Raw genomic sequence first — 21,694 nt, forward strand, 5'->3', positions numbered from 1 at the left:
CGGTCAGCGTCAGAAATTTTTATACGCCGTGCGGTTGCCATAACGTGCGTTGCACCGCGTCGCGCCACCCCGCCAGGCTTTGTTGATACAGCACATGCCGCCGCTCATCCGGCTGCCATAAATCGTGCTCGGGTAGCAACGGCAACAGTTGTGAATCGTTAAGCTGCCCCAGCGCCCGGCGCGCCAGTAGCCCCGCGCCCAACGCCGACAACTCCGGCGTGTCGCTACGCGCCACCGGGCAACCGAGCAAATCCGCCTGAAACTGCATCAGCCAGGCATTTTGCGTCGGACCGCCGTCAACCATGAGGGTATGAAGATGAAAATCGGGATGTTGGCGCATGGCGTCAATCACGTCTGCAATTTGGTACGCTATCGCCTCAATCGCGGCGCGAATCAGGTGCGCCCGGCTGGTTCCCCGGCTCAGGCCGCTCACCGTGCCTCGCGCGCGGTCATCCCACCAGGGCGCGCCATAACCGGTCAACGCCGGAACAAAATAGACCCCGCCGGTGGAGGCGACGCTGGCGGGCAGATCGTGCAATGCCTGGCTTAGCACTTGCCCTTTGCCGTCCGTCAGTCCGGTCATTTGCGCCATCCATGCCACGCCATCGCCGGTATGGGGAATATTCCCCTCCAGCCCATACACGTATCGCTCGCCATCGTGCCAGGCGATAGTGGTCGCCAATTGGGTTATGGCGGTATCCGCCACCGGCAACGGCGCCATCACCGACGACCCGGTTCCATAAGTGGCCTTAACCCCTCCGGCTTTACCGAGACCGTGTCCATACAGCGCCGCGTGTGAATCGCCAATCATGGCGAGGATCGGTAAACCTGCCGGTATTCCGTCCACGCCTGCGGTAACGCCAAACGCACCGCTGGAAGGGCGCACTTCAGGCAATGCCGCGACGGGAATACCAAACAATGCCAGCATCTCAGCATCCCATTCGCCGCGTTGCAGATTAAATAATTGCGTGCGCGCGGCATTTGAAACATCGCAACGAAACTGTGCGCCGCCGGTTAAACGCCAGAGTAGCCAGGCATCAATAGTTCCCAGACAGATCTCGCCGCTGGCGGCGCGCATATCGCCCTCGTCTAAGCTGTCCAGCAACCAGCGCATTTTCGAGGCGGAGAATAACGGCGCAATCGGCAAACCGGTCACCGACCTGATGCGGGCTTCCTGTTTATCACGCCGTAGCTGTTCACAAAATGCCGCCGACCGGGAACACTGCCAGGTCAACGCCGGTGCCAGCGGCAACGATGTCGCGCGCTCCCAGCCAATCACCGTTTCACGTTGGTTGCTAATGGCCAACGCCGCAATCCGCGTTTCGCCTACCCGCGCGATCGCCTCACGTAATACGGTTAATGAACCGGCGACCAGTTCCTCGCCATCCTGCTCGACCCAGCCTGGTTGCGGCGTCAGAACGCTGAGCGGACGCGCAACTTTCGCCACCACCCGGCCTGCCGGATCAATGGCTACCGCCTTAACATTACTGGTCCCTTCATCCAGCGCAATAATGATGTCTCTAGCCATGGCTGACCTCAGAGAGCGGTGCGGCGGCCTGCTTTTTTTCATGGCGGCGTAGCAATGTCACCTTGCTCTGTAGGCGTTGCTGGAACTGGTCGATAACCACGGCGGTAACAATGACCACGCCCTTGATGACCATTTGCCAGAAGTCGCTCACCCCCATCATCACCATGCCATCAGCGAGGAACACAATCACAAACGCGCCGATAATCGAACCTGAAACGCGCCCGCGTCCGCCCGCCAACGCGGTTCCGCCCAGTACCGTGGCGCCTATCGCGTCCATCTCAAACATGTTGCCGGTCATCGGGTGTGCGGTTTGTAATTGTGATGCGACAATCAGCCCCACTAATGCGGCGCACAAGCCGGAAAAAGCATACACAAAGACTTTTACTTTCACGATCGGCACCCCGGCTAGCCGGGCGGCGGACTCATTACCGCCAGCGGCGTAGATATAACGCCCTAACGGGGTTTTGCGCGTCAGCCACAACCCCAGCAGCAGAAACCCAATCATCAGCCAGATAGGAATGTACACCCCAAGAACCGTCCCCGAACCCAGCAGCGCAAAGCCGGTATTACCCAACTCCGGCATACCCACCAGGTTGGCGTAAGTACCGCCGTCGTTGTACAGCAGAGCCGCGCCGCGCGCGACATACATCATGCCGAGCGTACAAATAAATGGCGCAACGCCGAGCCGGGTGATCACCGCGCCATTCACCAAGCCGATTAACACCCCAAAAACCGCCACCGTTAGAATCACTTCCGGCACATTAAGAAACAGGATTTGATGGTCCCATAGCGGAATACCGTTAGTCAGCAACGCCCCGGCGACCATGCCGCAAATACCGGCCACCGCGCCCACCGAAAGGTCAATACCGCCGGTCAGAATGACTAGCGTCATACCAATCGCCAGCAGGCCGGTGATCGCCACATGTTGCGTCATAATTAACAGATTCGAGGTGGTCAAAAAGTTCGGCACCATTACGCTAAAAAAGCCAATCACAATTAACAACGCAATAAAGGTGCGCGCCTTTAACAGATACATATACAGCAAGTATTTCTGGTTCATTTTGTTCTCCAAACCGACTGCAGGCGGGCTATGGCTCGCGCATTCAGGGCGACTATTGCCTGGCGTTATTCATGTGGCGTTGAGGCGCGAATCAGTTTTTCTCGCGTTACCTCGGCCCGCGGTAAATCCGCAGTGATACCGCCGTCAGCCATCACCAACACGCGATCGGCTAACGCCATCACTTCATCCAACTCCGAAGAGGAGAACATCACCGCTAACCCCTGTTGCGCCATGCGACCAATCAAGTGATAAACATCGGTTTTCGCGCCAACATCAATCCCACGCGTTGGCTCATCCAACAGCACCACCTCCGGCTCAGTGAGTAGCGCTTTGCCTAACACCACTTTTTGCTGGTTACCGCCGCTCAGCGAGGTGATGGGTAAGTCACTGTCGCTCACTTTAATGGCCAGTTGCTGGATCATGCGCTCAACATCGCTCTGCTCTTTAGCCGGACTAAGCCGGTTAAACGCCCAACGAAACCCGCGCAGGCTAAGGGCACTGAGCGTCATATTGGTTTTGATCGACATTAACTGCACCATGCCTTCCGCCTGCCGATCTTCCGGTACCAGCGCAATGCCTTTTTTCAGACGCTGTTGAAAGTTGTGCCGATCGAGACATTCACCGTTCAGCGTTACCGATCCCTGCTGGCAACCCATTAAACCGATCAACCCTTTAAACAACTCGGTTCGCCCGGCGCCTAACAGACCATAAATACCCACCACCTCGCCTTTGCGTAGGTTGAAGGTCACATCCTTCAAGCGATAACCGCCGTTTTGGCGCAGCGCGGTGAGGCCGCTAACTTCCAGCACGGTTTCGCCCTGCGGCGCCGGTTGATAATCAAAATGTTTTTTCTTATCGCCCACCATCTGTTCAATAATCCACGGCACGCTGGCTTCACTGACTTCGCGTGCGCTAATAAAGCGCCCATCGCGAAAAATGGTGATGTGATCGCCAATCTCCATTAACTCTTCTAGCCGATGCGAAATGTAGATGATGGTGACGCCACGGCGCTTGAGCTGCTCAATCACGTTAAACAGGACTTTGACTTCCGACTGGCTTAACGCCGAGGTCGGTTCATCCATAATCAGCACCCGGGTATCTTTTGATAACGCGCGAGCAATCTCGACCAGTTGCTGATGGCCAATACCCAATTCGTTCAATTGGGTATACGGGTCCACATCCAGCTCCAGCCGCTCCAGTAGCGCTTTCGCCAACTGATATTGATACTTTTCGTTGATCCGCCCGCGCTGGAAAAATTCGTTGGCGATAAAGATGTTGTCCATCACGTTCATATTGGGAAAGAGGTTCAACTCTTGAAAAATAATGCTGATCCCATGTTTTTCTGCCTGATGCGTGGAGGTAAGACTGACTGGCTTACCGTCCAGTAATATCTCTCCGCCGGAGGGTGTTTCTACTCCGGCTAACATTTTCATCATGGTTGACTTACCGGCGCCATTTTCCCCAATCAGAACATTCACCTTGTTACGCCAGACCCGGTAATTAACCTGATCTAACGCGGTAACACCGGGATAGACCCGCGACAGGTTGCGCGTTTCAATAATGACATCGGATGGAGCCGTCACCGCTTCGCGTTCAGTCTGCATTTCCGCCATGCCGCCTACTCCTCTACTGACGTGTCACGCGCGCCGGGGTAATCTCCGGTGCCGTTTCAGGAATGTCCCAGCTACTGAAGACGCCAATCACCGCCAGCCGGTCGCCGGTTTTCGGTTTCACCGCTTGCATCATGGCCGTGGCCTGGTTGTTAATGGCGCGCCCATAATCGCCAAACAACACCTGATCGTTAAAGTCCTGATAACTCGTCCCTTTATAGGCATCGCGTAGCGCAGTGCCGCGAATAATCGGCCCCAGTTGCACCACGGCAGCCTGCCCATCCGCCTGCGTTAACGTCATTTTGCCGCTGCGCGAGGTGGTATTTAGCGCTGTCACACTGCCGCTCAGGCTCACCGCGAATACGCAGGGGTTTTCCTCCTGGCTGCGATAGCCCAACGTCTTACAGGCGGTATCAAAATCTTTTGCGGCGTGCAGCGCTTTCAACAGTTCATCCAGCGGTTTGGCATCCGCCGCAATTTGCGGCACGATTTTCTGCTGCCAGGTTTGCGTGATATTCGCCATATGCGGATTCGGCGGATTTTTAAGGTCTGCCAGCTCCTGCTGCGAGACGATGCGGCATCCACCCAACATCAGCGCGGCAATAGCCAGCCAGGTTCCTCTCGACATCTTTACTCTCCTCTGCGCCCGCTGAACGGGCGCGACCACAGCTTAACTACGACTTAAAGTTGAAATCATGGACTTTATCGGCGTTGCCTTGGTTGATCAGAATGCCGCGGAACATCACCCGTTGTTTGGCGGGCTTAGTGCCATGTTGAATAAAGTTATCGAGGTCGCTGACGCCCTGAGCGGCAATCGCCTGCGCCTGCAACATTACCGTAGCTTTCAGCGTGCCGGCTTTAACCGCATCACGTTCGTCGTTACTGCCATCAATCCCCACCACCGTGACATCACTACGACCGGCCGCTTTTAATGCCGCAATCACGCCCAGCGCAACCGGTCCATTGCCGCAGATGACGCCTTTTACATCGGGGTGCGCCTGCAAGATGCTATCCATAATGCGTTTGCCATCAATCAAGGTGCCTTTCGCATCTTGTTTGGCGACGCTTTGCATATCAGGATATTGGTCAATAACCTGATGGAAAGATTTGGAGCGGGTCACACAGTTATTATCCGCAAGGTTGCACGTCAGTTCGGCGTACTTTCCTTTCTCTCCCATCTTCTCGACAAATACGTTAGCCACGTCGGAACCGGCCTGGAAGTTATTGTGGGTAATTTGTTCCAGCGCCACGTCATCAACCGGGATTTCGCGGTTGATGAGCACCACCGGGATCCCGGCATCTTTGGCTTTTTTAATCGCCGCCACGCTGGCGGTGGAGTCTGCATTATCGAGGATGATGCCCTGCACTTTTTTCCCAATTGCCGCATCGATCAACTCGCTCTGCTTTTTCACATCTTCGCCGTGCGACAAGACCGAGGTCTTATAACCCAGCGCCTGCGCTTTTAGGTTGGCGCCTTTCGCTTCCGACGCGTAGTAAGGGTTATCCAGTGAGTTAACCAGGATCATAATGGTGCCTTTCTCTGCGGCGAAAGCGGTATGGGAGAAAGCACAGGCGGTTGCGAGGCTTAATAACATTAAACGCGTTTTCATGGTGATGTTCTCTCAGTTGTATTGTTATGTGTAGGTACAACGAAACAGCGTATAACGGGTCTTGCTATGGCCCTGGTGCAGGCCTACCAAATGGTGAAACCACCGTCGATCAGCAGATCGGCGCCGGTTATCATGTCGCTGCCGTTACCGGCAAAAAACAGTACCGCAGCGGCAATTTCATCCGTATAGGCAAAACGCCCGAGCGGAATCAATTTTTTCATTGCCTCGCCCTTCTCACCGCGCCAGGCTTTTTCGCCCATTGGGGTGAGCACCACAGTGGGTGAGAGGGTGTTAACCGTAATCTTGTAAGGCGCTAACTCTTTCGCCATCACTTTGGTCATGCCAATTAACCCGGCTTTCGCCGAGGTGTAAGCCACATGGCAATCAATAGCGATGGTGGCGGCCTGTGAGGCGATATTGATAATTTTCCCGCCGTTGCCGGCCTTAACCATGCGCCGCGCCGCCGCCTGCGAGCACAGGAAAGGCCCAGTCAGGTTAACCGCCAGTTGTTTTTCCCATTCGCCGAATTCCGTCTCCAGCACCGGTTGCAACATCACATAACCGGCGCAATTCAACAAAATATCGAGTTGCCCATAGTGCTGGTCGACAGTGCTAAACGCCTGTTCCACCGAGTCGGCATTCGTGACATCACATTCGATAAAACAGACCTGTTGCGCATCCAATCCTGCGGCAATATCAGCCACTTTATCCGCCTCAAACGCCGGATAGAGCAGTGCGAGACGCGCGCCCTTGTCCAACAGCATTCGATTGCTGGCCATCGCGATACCGCCTAATCCACCGGTCACCACCGCGACTTTTCCTGCCAGGCTCCCGCTGGTATCCACGCCGTAGCGTAGGTTGACATCATATTCACTGGTCATGGATTCGCTCCTTAGGAAACCGCATGTAATTCGGCGCGTTGTAGTGTCTGCCTCAACCCTTCGGCATCAATACTGAACTGGCGGCGTAACGCGGCGCGGCTGCTGCTATGGGTAAATTCATACGGCGGGAGACCTAAGGTGATCAAACGTTGCCGCATGCCATGCTGGTGCAGTAGCTCGCCAATAATGCTGCCAAGGCCGCCGCTTAATACATGCTCTTCCATGGTGATCACACGTTGATGGGCCGCAATCAGTTTTCGTACCGCCTGCGTATCCAGCGGGTGCAGCGAAGGCAGAGACACAATCGTGATGTTCTGTTGGTTCGCCGCCAATGCTTCATGCGCCAGGGTACCGAGACAAAACACCACCGTCTCTTGCCCGTGCTGCAACACCTCGGGTTTACCGGGCACGAACTGATAATGCTCATCATGCAGGAGCGGTACTTTGTCACTGTCCATACGGATATACACCGGGCCGGGGTGTGCAATCGCATAGCGCGTAATCGCACTGGCCTGAATGGCATCCGCCGGGGCGAAAATTTGCAAATTCCCCAGCGAGCGGGCAATGGCAATATCATTCATGCAGTGGTGCGTCGCACCGAGCGGCCCATAAGCGAATCCGGCATTCAGACCCAGCATTTTCACATTGGTGTTGGAGTAACAAATGTCATTTTTCATTTGCTCATTGGAGCGTGCGAATAAGAAAGGCGCCGCATTGGCGGTGAACACCGTTCGGCCACTGAGCGCAACGCCAGCCGCCATGCCGACCATATTCTGTTCGGCAATCCCTACGTTAATTACCCGCTCAGGAAACGCGCTTTCAAAAGGCGCAATTTTCGAGGTGGAGGTTGAATCCGCCACCATCACACTTAAATCCGCCCCTTGCTGCTGCGCGGTTACCAGAGTGGCGATCACCGCATCACGTAAATCTTGCATCATCTACTCCTCCAGCTCCGCCAGCCCTTGCGCCAGTTGCTCATCATTAGGTACTGCATGATGCCAGGCAGGGACATTGGCCATAAATGAAATACCGTGTCCCTTTTCAGTATTTGCCAGCACCACGCGCGGCTTACCGAGCGAAGGGCGATTGACCGCCTCAATAATCGCGTGCGGATCGTGTCCATCACACTCCAGCACTTCAAAACCAAAAGCGCGCCATTTATCGGCTAAGGGTTCCAGCGGCATAATGTCTTCCGTCTTACCGGCCAGTTGTAAGCGGTTGCGATCGACAATCGCTATCAGGTTATCGAGCCGGAATTTGCTGGCAGACATTGCCGCTTCCCAGTTGGAGCCTTCCGCTAACTCGCCATCGCCCAGCAAGACAAATGCGCGACGATGCCCACGTCCGGCCAGTTTATTGCCCAACGCCAGCCCCACGCCTATCGATAAGCCATGCCCCAGTCCGCCGGAATTAATCTCGACCAAGTCGGGTAACTTATAGTTAATCGGGTGTCCGGCCAGCAGGGTGTCATCGCCCATAAACTGATCAAGGATCGCCGGGTCGATCAGCCCCATCGCGGCGGCGCTACAGTACAAACCGCCCGCGCCATGCCCTTTAGAAAGGATGAAACGATCTTGGTCGGGGCGCTCGCCACGGCGATCCATCACCGCCATATATAAAGTACAGATAATATCCACCTCAGAGAGGTCGGCGCCGGTATGCCCTTTCCCTGCCCGATGATTCATCTGCAACACGTAGCGCCGGGCCTGGCGCGCGGTCTGTTTAATTGTCTGAACGTCCACCCTTACCTCCTCATAGCTGTTGTTATAGATGATTCGAATGCCAACCACCTACAATCAACTTTCGAATGAAAGTATACGGTAGCACTTTATCGAATATTGTGCAGATGATCAAATTTCAAACAAAAGCGGAAATATTTTATAACTCGTTGATAATCATAATTAACTGGAGATTTAATCGATAAATCGGATTATAGTGTGGTTAAAAAAGGGCTATCAGTCAGGAAAATTAAGGCTATTTATTTTCGAACGAAAATTCAAATCGTCGCGGCGAAATTCGCATTCGGCGTAGCGGCGCAGTAAACTTGTCGCCATTAGCGGCGTTTCGCCTACGGTATCGGCCCATCAGGAAAACGGAGCATTTCGATTGAAAAACAAAAATGAGCAACTGGCGGATATGCAACAACGTCGGGAAAAGATCCTTGAAATGATCCGCGAAGATGGCACGGTGACGGTAAAGCAATTAACCAGCGCCTTTGGTTTAACCGAAGCCACGATTCGCACCGACCTACGTATGCTGCAAAAAGAGGGTTATGTTCAACGCTATCACGGCGGCGCAACCTTAATGACCGGCAAGCAAAACACCGGCGCGTTATTGCTGGAGCGCCAAACGCAGATGGATGAGAAGAGCGCCATTGGGCGACTTGCCGCACAACATATTGAAAATGGCGATACCATCATTCTTGACTCGGGCAGCACCACTACCGCGATTGCCGATCACCTGCACCATATTCGGCGGCTGTCAGTGATTACTACCGCCGTTAACATCGCGCTCAAACTGGGCGGTGAGCCGGGAATTAATATTTTACTCACCGGCGGCACGTTCAAATTTCCCACCCTCTCCACTTCAGGCGAGAAAGCGGCCGGTTTCTTCGAAAATGTTCTCGCCGAGAAGCTGTTTCTGGCAACCGCCGGTATTTCACCACGCCTGGGTCTGAGCTTCCCCAGCGAGACCGATATTAAAGTGAAAAGCGCCATGATGAAGTCAGCCAGCACCATCTATGTGGTCGCCGACTCCAGTAAAATAGGGAAAGTGTCGATGTTTGCTCTGCCGTGCCAATGGAGTGATATTCACTATTTGATTACCGACAGCGGTATTTCGGCGGAAAATATTGTGGCTTTTGAGGCGCTGGGCGTAAAAGTGCTGGTGGCAGAATAAAAGTGGCCGGTTATTTCCGGCCATTGGCGGCTTAATCCCCAGCCAACTGAACAGCACGCCATTATTGAGATAAGCAAAGTTAAAAAACGCATTTCATTTCTTACGGTTTCAATGCTGTGATGATAGCCATCAACGCCCCACCGTAGCCGGTTATTAGCACGGGTTGGCGCTGATGAGATTTATTAATGATTAAAAAATAATAAATGACGCTTCGCACCATTAAACCAGGAAACCCCCATGCCAGCTAAATCTACGCGGTTTGCTGCGCTTATCAGCGCCGCACTATTTTCATCATTAACCTTCTCGTTTTCCGCCACGGCGGCCAGTTTGTTAGATAAAGGCGCACAGCATCAAACGGTGATTGCCGGTATCGCTAACGAGCAACCTTATGGCTATATTGGGGAAGACGGAAAAGCCACTGGCGCGAATGTCGAAGTGCTACGCGCCATTCTCAAACCGTTAGGCATTACGCGCATTGATACACCGGTAGTCGATTTTGGCGCACTGGTACCCGGCCTTGCTGCAGGGCGCTTTGATATTATCGGTGCCGGTTTATTTATTAATCCGGCGCGCTGCCAGGCGATCGGTTTCTCTAATCCGGTCACCCGTTCCGGCGGGGCTTTTATTGTCAAAAAAGGCAACCCACTTAAGTTGCACAGTCTAAAAGACGTGGCGGCAAACCCGTCTGCACGGCTCGGCACGCAAAATGGCACTAACCAAATTCAGGAAGCCAAATCCAGCGGTGTCGCTAACCAGAATATTGTGCTGTTTGATAAAGATACCGAAGCGCTGGCAGCCTTAGACGCCAACCGGGTAGATGCGATCTATTTTCCCGACGCCGAGATTATTAGTTTGCTAAAACGGTCGGATGATAAAAGCGTCGAGCGCGCGCTACCGTTTAACCAAATTCCCGATGCGCAGGGTAAACCAGGTTATAACTATCACGCCTTTGGATTACCGAAAAACGACCCAGCCTTTATTAACGCCTTTAATGCGCAGTTAGCCAAACTCAGGAAATCGGGTGAGCTGTTAAAAATCCTCGAAAAATATGGCTATACCGCAAATGAACTGCCGCCCGAGAATGTCCAGGCCAGCCAACTGTGCGCAAGTAAATAACACGTTGAGGACGTCTACGGGAGACAGAACCATGATTGCTAAACATCAGATCGGTGAAAGCGGCTTATTGCGTTGGGGAAACTTAACCTTTCCCCATCCCGCCTTACGTGATTTAACGCTGCCGTGGTTTACCATTGAGGCGGACCAACCGGGGCCGAAACTGGCGATTGTCGCCGGTATGCATCCCAACGAAGTTTCCTCAATGGAAGCGGCGCTGCGCCTGAAAGACTATTTTGCCGGGCAATTAGTGCGCGGTTCGGTAACGATTCTGCCGATTTTAAATATGCCGGGGCTTTACTCACATGCCGAGTTCGTCTGCCCGCCGGATAATAAAAACCTAAACTTTCTTTCTCCGGGTTCGCTGGAGGGCAGTTTTAGTGAGGTGTTAATCCACCAGGTGCTGCACCTATGGGCGCAAGACGCCGATGTGTTTATTGATTTACACGGCGGTGACTTACGGGAAGAGGTGGCGAAGTTTGTGATGTGCCAGCTAACCGGTAATGCGGAGTTTGATCGAACGACGCGTCAGTTAGCGCATCAGTTCGATGCCGATGCCATTGTGGAGTTCGCCGCCGAACAAACCAATAATCGCGGGCGCGCCACCAATGAATTGCCGTGGCTTGGTCGCCATGCGGTGATGTCGGAAGGCGGAGCAAACGGGATTCTTGATGAAGAGAGCGTACTGTTTCACGTTAATGGCGTCGCCAATCTCACCCGTCACCTCGGCTTAACCGTCGATGCTGCCGTGGCGCGTAAACGGGAAAATGTGGTGGTACACAATTTTGATAAGATTGAAGCGCCGCATAGCGGACGGCTCTACCTTGAAGTGAAAACCGGCGAGCGGGTCGTCGCCGGTCAGCGGCTGGGGTGGATGACAAACCTCTTTGGCGAATGGCAAGCCGATTTAATCGCGCCGTTTACCGGGCTGGTACTGATGGTGGTGAACCACAATATTACCAGCCAGGGCGAGTGGTTGATAAGCCTCGCGCCGCTGGAGGATGAAGCCGCCTGAAAAGCGGGTTCATAAACGCGTTATGGATTCACATCGTCTGTTATTTATTGTGCGCGAATTGTTGCACGGCATTGGCGTGACGCTGGAAGTCACGCTGTTCGCCGCCTTACTGGCGCTGATTTTATCCTTTGTACTGGCCTTCCTCCGCCTGGCGCGTTGGCGTGCGGTGCGTTTCATCGCTTCGGCGTGGATTGAGTTTTTTCGCGGCACTTCGGCGCTGGTACAGCTATTTTACCTGTTTTTTATTTTGCCCCTGTTGGGAGTTAATATCAGCCCGCTGCTCACGGCAGTCATCGGATTAGGGGTAAACTTTTCCGCGTTTGGCGCTGAGATCGTACGCAGTGCGCTGGTCAACGTAAGTCGCGATCAATACGATGCCGCACGGGCGCTGGATTTTTCTACCGTCGCCGCTTTTCGGCGGATTATTTTCCCGCAGTCACTGCCCTTAATGCTCCCGCCGCTCGGCAACCTGCTGATTGAGCTATTGAAATCCACGTCATTGGTGTCGTTAATTACCCTGAGCGATTTAACCTTCGCCGGTTCGACGTTAATTACCAGTATCGGCCAGCAAACGCTTATCTGGAGCATGGTGCTGTTGTGCTATTTCCTGCTGACCTGGCCGTTGAGCCGTCTGGTTCGGCATTATGAAAATCGGCACGCTCACTATCTCTCCGCCGGGAGTCCCCAATGAACTTTGACTATGCTTTCGCCTGGTCGATTTTACCCGATCTGCTACCTGGTCTTTGGGTCACCTTCAAGGTGGTTCTGTGCGGCTTTCTCTGCGCGTTAGCACTCGGCATTGCCCTCGCCCTGTTACAACGGATTCCCTTTACGCCGCTGACTAAGCTTTGCCATGCCTGGCTGGCGTTTTTTCGTAACACGCCGCTGCTGGTACAGCTCTATTTTCTCTTTTTCGCCCTGCCGCTTACCGGCATCACTTTTCCGGCGATTTTTACCGGCGTCCTCGGTTTAGGGCTCTATTACAGTGCCTATATTGCCGATGCGTTACGCGGCGCCATCAATAAAGTCGATCGCGGTCAGTGGGAAGCGGCACAAGCGCTGGATCTCTCCCACTACCACATCTGGCGGGATATTATTTTGCCGCAAGCGTTGAAGCCCTTGCTACCGGTGCTGGGCAATTACCTTATCGGCATGTTCAAAGAAACGCCCTTGTTGGCGATCATTACTATCCCGGAACTGTTTCAGGCAGCGCGCCAGGTGGCCGGGCTGACCTATCGTTACACCGAGCCTTATACGCTGATGGCACTGTTATTCTTGGGGATCAGCCTACCGGTGTCCCTGTTGTTTAAATTCCTGGAAAGACGCGGTTCGCATGACAACGCCCAATAATCTCTCTGATCCGGCCCTGATTACGCTCTCCGGCATTGTGAAACAGTATGGCAACACGCGGATACTGGATGGTTTGGATCTGACCATTCCTGCCGGCCAAAAAGTCGCGCTGATTGGCCCAAGCGGCTCCGGTAAATCCACCGTGTTGCGCTTAATTAAAGGCCTGGAGTCTTTTTCTGCCGGCACACTCACCATTGATGGCGTTTCGCTCGATCCTGGCGCTAAGCGGCGGACATTTTTTCCGCCGCGCCAAGCGATCAAACCAGTAACCGGAATGGTGTTTCAACACTTCAATCTGTTCCCGCATCTGACCGTGGAGCAGAACATTACCGAAGCGCCGCAACGTGTGCTGAAAATCCCGGCGGCAGAGGCGAAAGCGCGCGCCAGACATTACCTTGAGTTGGTTGGCATGGCGCATAAAGCGCAGGCGTGGCCCGCCACGCTTTCCGGTGGACAAAAACAACGGGTCGCTATTGCTCGCGCGCTGGCAATGCAACCACGCATTATGTTGTTCGATGAGGTCACCTCGGCACTCGATCCTGAATTGGTCGGCGAGGTGCTTAACGTGATTCGTGAACTCGCCCACCAGCAGAAAATGACCCTGCTACTGGTAACTCATGAGATGAATTTTGCCCGTGACGTTGCGGACCGGGTCATTTTTATGGAGCAGGGAAAAATTATCGACGATGGCACACCGCACGCGTTATTGATCGCGCCACGGCATCCGCGCACACAACAATTCCTCAATCTGGTACGCAATCATTAAGTGTCGGGCAGTGGAAACCACAGCGCCGCGCCCAATTTGATACCGTTGTGAATGGTCAGTTTCATTACCAATACCTCGTTCAGTCTGGTGAGTATGAATTGCTGTGACTCAGCTTAACGAGGCAGCTCTGACGAGGTGGTGAGGAAGTTATGACAAAAAAATGACAACCGGCAGGAGTTACATCCCAATAAATTATCGATAACCAACAGCTTATTAACCTGAATAAAAAATATTTATCTCGTTACCATTTAAACTGTACATAATTATTTTCCCAGTAAAAGTTTCATCCCTACAAAATAAAAAAATAACTTAAGATTATTCTTATAAAATAGCTTAAACGATGAACCTGCTATCAAACTTACCCTTTGAAAATAAGCCATAAATTACCCTTCTCTTTTTACCTCTCATCACAAATAAATTATTATTTATGATATTAAACAATAACATGTGAAATAATCCCCTACTAAAAACTAAGCCTCGTTATCATTTTCACGCCTTGCTAAATAATCAAAAGCTTCTACCATTACTTATTCACGGTGTAGCAAGGCACGGGTTTATTTTGGCCTTGCCGCATAGGTTAATAACACGACATGAAAGAGGAATATTTTATGACTCAGCATCGTGGTGGTTCAGGTAACTTTGCAGAAAATCGTGAAAAAGCTTCTGACGCCGGTAAAAAAGGCGGACAACATAGCGGCGGGAATTTTAAAAATGACCGCGAACGCGCTTCTGAAGCGGGGAAAAAAGGTGGTCAGCATAGCCACGGTGGAGGACGCTCTTCATCATGATGGATAATTAACGATTATGGTTAACGGATTAACGTCGCTCCGGTATCCGCGCCCCAAACGATGCCGGAGCGTAACCTTATGATGAATAAACCTATTTTATTGCATATCATACTTAATCCGCTGCTTCTGTTCTTCCCGATGAAATAAATATAACTACCGATACAGTCATTTTTGAGGTCAGTATGGCAACGGCGATTTTTATGATTTTGATGGTATGTGGATACTGGTATACCAACCGTGACTTAACCACACGCTATAAATTTAATCGCTCTTCCGGCTGGGACGTTTACTTCCTGATTGCACTGTATGGTTGCATCTTTATTTTACAGGGAATGGTGATGACCTTTTTGCTTTGGCTATGCCTGTTCGGCATCTCTCTGGCGATGAACTACAGCGGCATCGCTGATGCTGGCCACCAGCAATTACAGTGGGATTTTCTGTCATGGCAACTATTAGGTCTACAAGCGCCGGTAATGTGTATGCTGGCCTTCGCGGTGCTGTTTTGCCTTTACCGATCAAACTGGGCGCACAGCGCGAACCTGAATACCGACGACCGGCGAAAATTGTACAAACATCTCACGCAATCCAATGGCGTGGAAGGCCTCCTGTTTCAATGTATGGAAGAGGGAGAACTGGCATGGATAACGTTAAAATCGCGCCGTATATACATCGGTATGATCCATACCGCCTCGTTTGAAAACGCGTCAATGGCGAATATTGTGTTGATTCCGATGCTGAGCGGATACCGGGATGGCAAAACATTGAGTTTATGCGTAGAGCACAACTACAGCGCCTGGTACGCAAAACACAGTATTGGTCTAAAATCCGGCGACAAATCCGCGTTAAATTTTCGCAAAGTGATCATGCTGGATCAGGTAGAGAGCTTATCACTGTTCGACGCCTCAAGCGCCAGCGCACTGGCCTTATAAAGGAGCGCAACCGCCGCGTTTAGCGCGCTCCGCTTTCCTCTTGGTCGTTTTTCTGCGTGTCACGTAACGCCGCTACATGCCGTGCAAAATCTTCCTGCGCCTCTTGCGAATCGGTATTGACCGAGACGTTGCCATCCTCATCAATCAGGATCCGCTGCCCTTCCTGACGCGCCTCCATCCGCTCATGACGTGAACAGACGGCAAGCAGTTGTTCCGGACTGGCAAATAAATTCCGTAGAAATTGCCGCATGGTTACCTCTTGGCGGTGAAAGGGTTGCTCCAATAAGTAAACAATGCAATCCACGAAACCGCCATAAGAACTCTCCTGACAGTGCTTGCCCGCGTGCCGCCATCCCTATTTTTTATGTGACGGTTTTAGCCCACGATAGAGATCCTGAATACGCTTCATGGTTTTCACCGTACGCGCGGAAGTCGCCGAGGCAACCGAGAGGATCAGCATTTCCAGACAGACCAGCACCGTGCCATGTAGCGGCATACGGCCATTCTCCCCGCCGCGCGGCACGTTGATAACCACCTCCGCTTCTTTCGCAAAAAAGGAGTCAGTCGCGTGGGTCAGTAAAATAACCGGGATACCAAGACGTTTCGCTTCACGTAGCGTGGTGGTCCCTTCACGGTGCGCCGATTTTTGCGCCATCATAATCAGCACATCGCCACGCTGTAGCGCAAGCAGTTGCTCGGCGAGCGCTACGCCAGAGCGATTAAGCGAACAGGCCGGAATACCGATGCGGGTAAACAAGCGGGCGCTGTAATCGGCCAAAATACCGGATGCATTAATGCCAAATAACGCAACCTGGCGGGCGGCAATCAACAACACCACCGCTTCGGCAATAGCCTGACGATTATGAGGTTCGGAGAGCGCATCGCAGGCCAGTTTATGCCCGCCTAAGACAAAATCGATCCCGGAATGGATATCGCAGGACAATTCGTTGACGGTTGCGACCATTTTTTCCTCCGAGTTCATGCCCGGACCAAACCAAGCCTCCAGCGTTTTTTTCAAATCGCGTAAACCGGCAAACCCCAATGCCTGCACGCTACGCACCACGGTAGCGTCTGACGTTTCGGTCGCCGCCGCAATCTCCATCGCGGTCGACTCCAGTACCCTTTCTCGATGCTCGTGGATATAGCGCGCCACAGACTGTAAACGCGGCGACAACGATGAAGCGCGAGCCCGGTAACGCTCCCCCAAAACATCTACACGATTTTTTATCTTATTACCTGCCATTGTACTTACCCGCTCCGCAGACCTGAGACACGCTGATTGACAGGTTATCCATTCCTGACACCGACCATCATTCTGTAGTAACCAATAACCATACAAACCACTCTCATTACATAACAGCAGAAAAAACCGCGCCGTAAATAAGGTAAACAATATAAATAATAGTCAATAAATACAATTAATTAACCAAAAAATAATAACTAAACATCTCAAAATTCTGTCTCTATATCACTGTAATAAATGGCGAAATTTTTACATTTACTACTACATTAGTTCATGTTTGAATGATTCTCAATTACATTTTAGTTAAGGCGATAGTTCCTTAACATTAAAGAAAAAATTCTCGCCAGCTAATTAGCACCAGGTTAAATAAGATGAATAATAATCAGTCAGTTGCTTGTAAAGGGAGGCGCCAGTCAACCCTGTTTGCCGCAATCTACGGCGTGGCATTTTTTACGCCGATTGCCGGTTTTTCCACGGAGGATACCCCTACTCTCATCGTTTCTGCGCCAGAGGATAATCAGCAGGGCTACAGCGCCGCCAATAGTTCGATTGCCAGTAAAACCGCCACCTCAAGGCTGGATGAATCACAATCGGTCAGCGTGGTGACCCAACAACAATTGGATGATTACCAAGCCGCCAGCCTGGCCGATGCCATGCATTTTGTTAGCGGCGTCACCGAAGGCAATACGCTCGCCGGTACCGAAGATGGCTTTGTACGCCGAGGTTTCGGCACCAACTCAGATGGCTCGGTCTACCGCGACGGCGTACGCAGCAGCCAGGGGTTAAATTTCGATGCTACCACCGAGCGGGTTGACGTTCTGAAGGGATCGGCTTCGCTGCTGTACGGCATCCAAAATCCCGGCGGCGTCATCAATGTGGTAAGCAAAAAACCCCAGTACCAGTGGCAGACCAAGGTTAGCGGGCGCTATGCCAGCGAAGGTGGCGGCGCAGGCACGGTTGATGTGACCGGGCCGCTGGGTAACGGTTTTGCTTTCCGTTTAATTGCCGAGAAACAGGACCAGGATTACTGGCGGAATTTCGGCAGTGACAAACACACGCTGCTCGCCCCTTCTCTGCAATGGTATGGCGAAAAAGCCAGTTTCCTGATCGGCTATGAAGATTATCGCTACGATATTCCCTACGATCGCGGCACTGCTTTTATCAACGGTAAACCGGTGGACATTGGCTATAAGAAACGCCTGGACGATAGAGCAAATACCGCTCGCGGCCACAACCAGACTCTCAATGCTCACTACGATTGGCAATTCAATGATGACTGGAGCACCCGCCTAACGCTGGGCTGGAACCAGCGTCGCTATGATAATGATGAGGTGCGCGTCACCGCCATTAATCCCAGCACCGGCGTAGTCACGCGGCGAGCGGATGCTAACCGTGGCTTTAACCATAAAACCAAATATCTCTCCTGGGATCTGCTCGGTTCACAAGAAATCTTCGGGATGACGCACGCGCTGGTGGTGGGCACCGATTACGAGATGAACCAGACCTATCGCCAGCACCAATATCAGGGTAAGGCGGATAAGCAGTTCAATCTGTACGACCCGCAATATGGCATGTTATCGCCAGTGATTGATGACAGTACCGAAAACACCGCCAACGCCAATAACCTGAATCGTATTCATAGCCGCTCGGTGTATGCCAAAGACAGTATTTCACTGACTCCAAGTTGGATTGCCGTACTGGGCGGCCGCTATCAGCATTATGAGCAGCGCGCCTCCAAAGGATTTGATCCAGTGGTAACCACACTGAATGATCAAGGCAATAAATTCCTGCCGCAAGCCGGGTTGATTTATAAACTCACGCCCGATTTTTCGCTGTATGGTAGCGTCAGTAAATCGTTTACCCCCTCCACGGATGTTGACGATGACGGTAATGTGGGTAAGCCGGAACAGGGCACGTCCTGGGAAGTGGGCAGTAAGTGGCAGCTCTCCCCGCGTCTCTTCACCAGCGTGGCGCTGTATCGTATTGATGAGCGCGATATGTCACTCAGTATTAATGGCGACACGCACCCGATTAATAAAGCCCGCTCCAGCGGTGCCGAATTTGAGCTTAACGGTGAAGTGTTACCGGGCTGGAACCTCAGCGCCAATTACAGTTATGACCAAGCCGAAATCGTTGATGATGGCGAGAACGCAGCCAATAACGGCAACCGGCTGCAAAATGCGCCACGTCACTCCGGCGCGCTGTATGTCAGCCATAACCTGGCCCTCGGCGCGCTGCCGGGCGATTTTCGTATTGGCGGCGGCGCACGCTATGTTGGCGCACGGGCAGGCGACCCGGAAAACAGCTTCACTCTACCGGATTATGTGGTCGCCGACAGCTTCATTGCCTGGAGTAACCGCCTGTTCGGTGAAAAAACCCAATTGCGGCTCAATCTGAATAATCTGTTTAATAAGCACTATTACACTTCCAGCGGCGGCAACCTGCGTGTACGCGAAGGCGAAACCCGTAATCTAATGGTACAGGCCAGTGTTGAATTTTAATCCGCGTATCCTAACCGGCGCCCGGCGCACCATCGCTCGCTTCCATTTAATCGTGGTCGCGCTTGCGCTCCTCTCCGCCTTTAGCCCCACCGCGTTCGCGCGCACAGTGACCGATATTGATGGCAATCAGGTGGCGATACCCGACCATCCGCAACGAATTGTGCTGGGCGAGAGCCGTATGCTCTATACCCTGGCGATGTTGGAACCTAATGATCCGTTTCAACATATCGTCGCGTGGCCGCTGGATTTAAAGAAATATGACCGGCAAACATGGGACATTTTTGCGCAACGCTTCCCGAAAATGCTGAACATTCCGGCGTTAGGCCAGAACAGCGCCACCGGTCTGTCACCGGAAAAAATCCTGGCGCTAAAGCCGGATGTGGTGATTTTGCCGAGCCTGGCCCGCTATGACGATGCCACATTACAGTTGAACCACATACTGAAAGCCGCGCACATTCCAGTGGTAAAGATTGACCTACGTGTGCACCTGTTAAAAAACACCACCCGGAGTGTACAAATCCTGGGCGAAGTGCTGAACCAAAACGCCCGCGCGCAGGCTTTTACGCGTTTTTATGATGCGCATATGCAACGGATTCAGCAGCGGTTGGCCTCCTCGAAACGGCCCAAACCCACGGTGTTGCTACAATTGCACCTTGGGCGGCGCAACGAGTGCTGTGTCACCGCGGTGCAAGGCAGTCTCGGCGAGTTGCTGGCCTTCGCTGGCGGCGAGAATATTGGCGGCAAAACGATTAACGGCGTGTTTGGCCGCCTCAGCGAGGAAACCGTTATTGCTTCACAGCCAGAGTTCTATATCGCGACCGGTGCGGGCGGCTTGCAGGATCAAGATGATTTAAAACTGGGCCCCACCATTCCACCGGAGATGGTTCAAAATAGTCTGACGGCGTTAACCGCGAAGCAAAACGGCTTACGCGAGCTGAAAGCTTTACATAACGGCCACACAGCGGCGGTTTGGCAAAATTTCTATCTTAGCCCCTGGCATGTCGCGGCCACCGAGTTTATCGCCAAGACGTTGTATCCGGACCTGTTTGCCGATGTCGACCCGCAACAAACGCTGCAGCAGATCTTTCACGATTATTTGCCCATTCCCTACAGCGGCACCTTTTTCGCCCAACTGGCGACCAGATAAACCGAGGCTATCCTTTACTTAGGCTAGCGGTTTGCGGGCGATAATTCGGCAATAGCTGTACACGCTAATCCCACCGGCAATCGCCACCACGCCCAGCACCGTGAAACCCGGCACGTAGGAACCGCTATAACTGTGTAGATATTCCACGACAAAACCCGCCGTAGTACCGCCGAGCCCGGCGCCAATGCCATTGATCACGCCCGCCGCCGGGCCAACCGCCTGTTTACTGACGCTGGCGGTAATAATCGACCAGATATTGGTGGTGTAACAACTGGTGAACCAGGCGATAGCCAGGGTGATCAAACACAGTTTTCCTGGCGCGCTATCGATAAACGGCAGAATAATCAGAAAAATACCGGCAGAGCCAAGGCCAAAAGCGGCGATTGGCCCACGCTGCTGCGTTTTATCGCTGAAACGGGAGATCGGAATCGCCAACAGAATCGCCAGAAAGTAAGGCAGGCCACTGGCGAAGCCTTGGGCAATACCGTGAAACCCCAACGAGGTCACCACCAGCGGGATAAACAGCGTAATGCCCCAGAACAGCATGCCATTGGCGAAATAGCTGAAAATGAGTAACAGAAATGGCGCGCCGCCCAGATCGCTGAAACGAATTTTTGCGGTTTGCACCGCTGGCTCCGGCGAGACGGTTTGCTGGCGGTTATCCGGTGCATTTTTTAGAAACACCCACAGCATCGGCACCACGATAAAAACGCCCATGCCGCCGGTAATATAGAACACCCACTGCCAACCCATTAGGTTAAAAATCGGCGTTAGGATCAGAAATCCGAGCGCTAAGGCGAGAAATTGACCGTAAAACTGAATCAGGTTGGTGCCACGGGTAATTTCATCCTTATTAAACCAGGCACGGGCAAGACGGAATTGCTGCGGCCAATAAATGCCTTCCGCTACGCCTAAAATAATGCGGAACACAATCAATACCGCTGCTGAATTCACCCAGCCGGTCATAATCTGTACCAACGACCAGAGCAGTACCATACCGATCATGGTTAGCCGGGGATCGAGTTTATTAGTCAGGAAACCGCCAAAAAAGTTAGCCAGCGCGTAGCCAATCAAAAAGCCGGTTAGCGCCAGACTTTTGGTTGCCGCGCCATCAATCCCTAACGCTTTTTCCATGCCTGGCAACGCAATGGAGAGATTAGAACGATCGAGATAGGCGACGAACAGCGACACCATTAACGTAAAACCGATCCTGAACCATTTTGATTGCAACATAATATTCCTGCTCGGGTGGCGA

21 protein-coding genes are annotated in these 21,694 nt (G+C 52.6%); 10 read left to right on the forward strand and 11 right to left on the reverse strand.

The annotated features are described in order from the left end of the window. Nucleotides 1-19 precede the first annotated feature (19 nt). The 8 genes from PMPD1_RS17530 to PMPD1_RS17565 all read right to left on the reverse strand — a co-directional run bounded on the left by PMPD1_RS17530 (nucleotide 20) and on the right by PMPD1_RS17565 (nucleotide 8,431). Nucleotides 20-1,528, reverse strand: coding sequence for an FGGY family carbohydrate kinase (locus PMPD1_RS17530; protein ID WP_173635245.1), 1,509 nt, complete (start codon nucleotides 1,526-1,528; stop codon nucleotides 20-22). Further along, nucleotides 1,521-2,588, reverse strand: coding sequence for an ABC transporter permease (locus tag PMPD1_RS17535; RefSeq protein ID WP_173635246.1), 1,068 nt, complete (start codon nucleotides 2,586-2,588; stop codon nucleotides 1,521-1,523). The genes PMPD1_RS17530 and PMPD1_RS17535 overlap by 8 nt, the downstream gene beginning before the upstream one ends. Nucleotides 2,589-2,653: 65 nt before the next feature. Then, entirely contained in the window at nucleotides 2,654-4,201 is a 1,548-nt protein-coding gene (locus PMPD1_RS17540; protein ID WP_173635247.1) for a sugar ABC transporter ATP-binding protein, read from the reverse strand. 13 nt (nucleotides 4,202-4,214) lie between these two features. Continuing rightward, entirely contained in the window at nucleotides 4,215-4,826 is a 612-nt protein-coding gene (locus tag PMPD1_RS17545) for a DUF2291 family protein (protein WP_173635248.1), read from the reverse strand. 46 nt (nucleotides 4,827-4,872) lie between these two features. Then, on the reverse strand, nucleotides 4,873-5,808 hold the full coding sequence (locus PMPD1_RS17550) for a D-ribose ABC transporter substrate-binding protein (RefSeq protein WP_173635249.1): 936 nt from the start codon (nucleotides 5,806-5,808) through the stop codon (nucleotides 4,873-4,875). An 83-nt stretch (nucleotides 5,809-5,891) separates the two neighbouring features. After that, nucleotides 5,892-6,689, reverse strand: coding sequence for a GolD/DthD family dehydrogenase (locus tag PMPD1_RS17555; protein ID WP_173635250.1), 798 nt, complete (start codon nucleotides 6,687-6,689; stop codon nucleotides 5,892-5,894). A gap of 11 nt (nucleotides 6,690-6,700) precedes the next feature. Continuing rightward, nucleotides 6,701-7,624, reverse strand: a complete 924-nt coding sequence (locus PMPD1_RS17560) for a transketolase family protein (protein WP_173636270.1) — start codon at nucleotides 7,622-7,624, stop codon at nucleotides 6,701-6,703. A gap of 3 nt (nucleotides 7,625-7,627) precedes the next feature. After that, nucleotides 7,628-8,431 carry a transketolase gene (locus PMPD1_RS17565; protein WP_173635251.1) on the reverse strand — a complete coding sequence of 268 codons (804 nt, stop codon included), beginning with the start codon at nucleotides 8,429-8,431 and terminating at the stop codon, nucleotides 7,628-7,630. A gap of 364 nt (nucleotides 8,432-8,795) precedes the next feature. On the opposite strand from PMPD1_RS17565, the gene PMPD1_RS17570 reads away from it, so the two are divergent. The 8 genes from PMPD1_RS17570 (at nucleotide 8,796) to PMPD1_RS17605 (ending at nucleotide 15,548) form a co-directional block, all read left to right on the forward strand. Then, on the forward strand, nucleotides 8,796-9,587 hold the full coding sequence (locus PMPD1_RS17570) for a DeoR/GlpR family DNA-binding transcription regulator (RefSeq protein WP_173635252.1): 792 nt from the start codon (nucleotides 8,796-8,798) through the stop codon (nucleotides 9,585-9,587). Between the two features lie 237 nt (nucleotides 9,588-9,824). Further along, a complete protein-coding gene (gene ehuB, locus PMPD1_RS17575; RefSeq protein WP_173635253.1) occupies nucleotides 9,825-10,703 on the forward strand; it encodes an ectoine/hydroxyectoine ABC transporter substrate-binding protein EhuB in 879 nt (292 codons plus the stop codon). A 31-nt stretch (nucleotides 10,704-10,734) separates the two neighbouring features. After that, nucleotides 10,735-11,715: a succinylglutamate desuccinylase/aspartoacylase family protein gene (locus PMPD1_RS17580; RefSeq protein ID WP_173635254.1), complete on the forward strand. Its 981-nt coding sequence runs from the start codon at nucleotides 10,735-10,737 to the stop codon at nucleotides 11,713-11,715. 22 nt (nucleotides 11,716-11,737) lie between these two features. Continuing rightward, the gene (gene ehuC / locus PMPD1_RS17585) at nucleotides 11,738-12,406 is read left to right on the forward strand and encodes an ectoine/hydroxyectoine ABC transporter permease subunit EhuC (RefSeq protein ID WP_173635255.1); all 669 of its coding nucleotides are present in this window, start codon (nucleotides 11,738-11,740) and stop codon (nucleotides 12,404-12,406) included. Beyond that, on the forward strand, nucleotides 12,403-13,065 hold the full coding sequence (gene ehuD, locus PMPD1_RS17590) for an ectoine/hydroxyectoine ABC transporter permease subunit EhuD (protein ID WP_173635256.1): 663 nt from the start codon (nucleotides 12,403-12,405) through the stop codon (nucleotides 13,063-13,065). Before ehuC ends, ehuD begins: the two co-directional genes overlap by 4 nt. Further along, nucleotides 13,049-13,831 carry an amino acid ABC transporter ATP-binding protein gene (locus tag PMPD1_RS17595; RefSeq protein WP_173635257.1) on the forward strand — a complete coding sequence of 261 codons (783 nt, stop codon included), beginning with the start codon at nucleotides 13,049-13,051 and terminating at the stop codon, nucleotides 13,829-13,831. The genes ehuD and PMPD1_RS17595 overlap by 17 nt, the downstream gene beginning before the upstream one ends. Nucleotides 13,832-14,439: 608 nt before the next feature. Beyond that, on the forward strand, nucleotides 14,440-14,619 hold the full coding sequence (locus PMPD1_RS17600; RefSeq protein WP_173636271.1) for a con-10 family general stress protein: 180 nt from the start codon (nucleotides 14,440-14,442) through the stop codon (nucleotides 14,617-14,619). Nucleotides 14,620-14,801: 182 nt separating this feature from the next. Then, nucleotides 14,802-15,548 (forward strand): hypothetical protein, encoded by a 747-nt coding sequence (locus tag PMPD1_RS17605; protein WP_173635258.1) that lies wholly within the window; start codon nucleotides 14,802-14,804, stop codon nucleotides 15,546-15,548. A 19-nt stretch (nucleotides 15,549-15,567) separates the two neighbouring features. On the opposite strand, the gene PMPD1_RS17610 is transcribed toward PMPD1_RS17605, so the two are convergent. Continuing rightward, on the reverse strand, nucleotides 15,568-15,798 hold the full coding sequence (locus PMPD1_RS17610) for a hypothetical protein (RefSeq protein ID WP_173635259.1): 231 nt from the start codon (nucleotides 15,796-15,798) through the stop codon (nucleotides 15,568-15,570). Nucleotides 15,799-15,903: 105 nt separating this feature from the next. Continuing rightward, nucleotides 15,904-16,791: a MurR/RpiR family transcriptional regulator gene (locus PMPD1_RS17615; protein ID WP_173635260.1), complete on the reverse strand. Its 888-nt coding sequence runs from the start codon at nucleotides 16,789-16,791 to the stop codon at nucleotides 15,904-15,906. A gap of 371 nt (nucleotides 16,792-17,162) precedes the next feature. On the opposite strand from PMPD1_RS17615, the gene PMPD1_RS17620 reads away from it, so the two are divergent. Next, the gene (locus PMPD1_RS17620) at nucleotides 17,163-19,292 is read left to right on the forward strand and encodes a TonB-dependent siderophore receptor (protein WP_173635261.1); all 2,130 of its coding nucleotides are present in this window, start codon (nucleotides 17,163-17,165) and stop codon (nucleotides 19,290-19,292) included. A gap of 49 nt (nucleotides 19,293-19,341) precedes the next feature. After that, nucleotides 19,342-20,439 carry an ABC transporter substrate-binding protein gene (locus PMPD1_RS17625; protein WP_435529743.1) on the forward strand — a complete coding sequence of 366 codons (1,098 nt, stop codon included), beginning with the start codon at nucleotides 19,342-19,344 and terminating at the stop codon, nucleotides 20,437-20,439. 18 nt (nucleotides 20,440-20,457) lie between these two features. Here PMPD1_RS17625 and PMPD1_RS17630 read toward each other — a convergent pair whose 3' ends face one another. Then, entirely contained in the window at nucleotides 20,458-21,675 is a 1,218-nt protein-coding gene (locus tag PMPD1_RS17630) for an MFS transporter (RefSeq protein WP_435529744.1), read from the reverse strand. Nucleotides 21,676-21,694 lie beyond the last annotated feature (19 nt).

This window comes from Paramixta manurensis, from assembly GCF_013285385.1.
GTDB lineage: Bacteria > Pseudomonadota > Gammaproteobacteria > Enterobacterales > Enterobacteriaceae > Paramixta > Paramixta manurensis.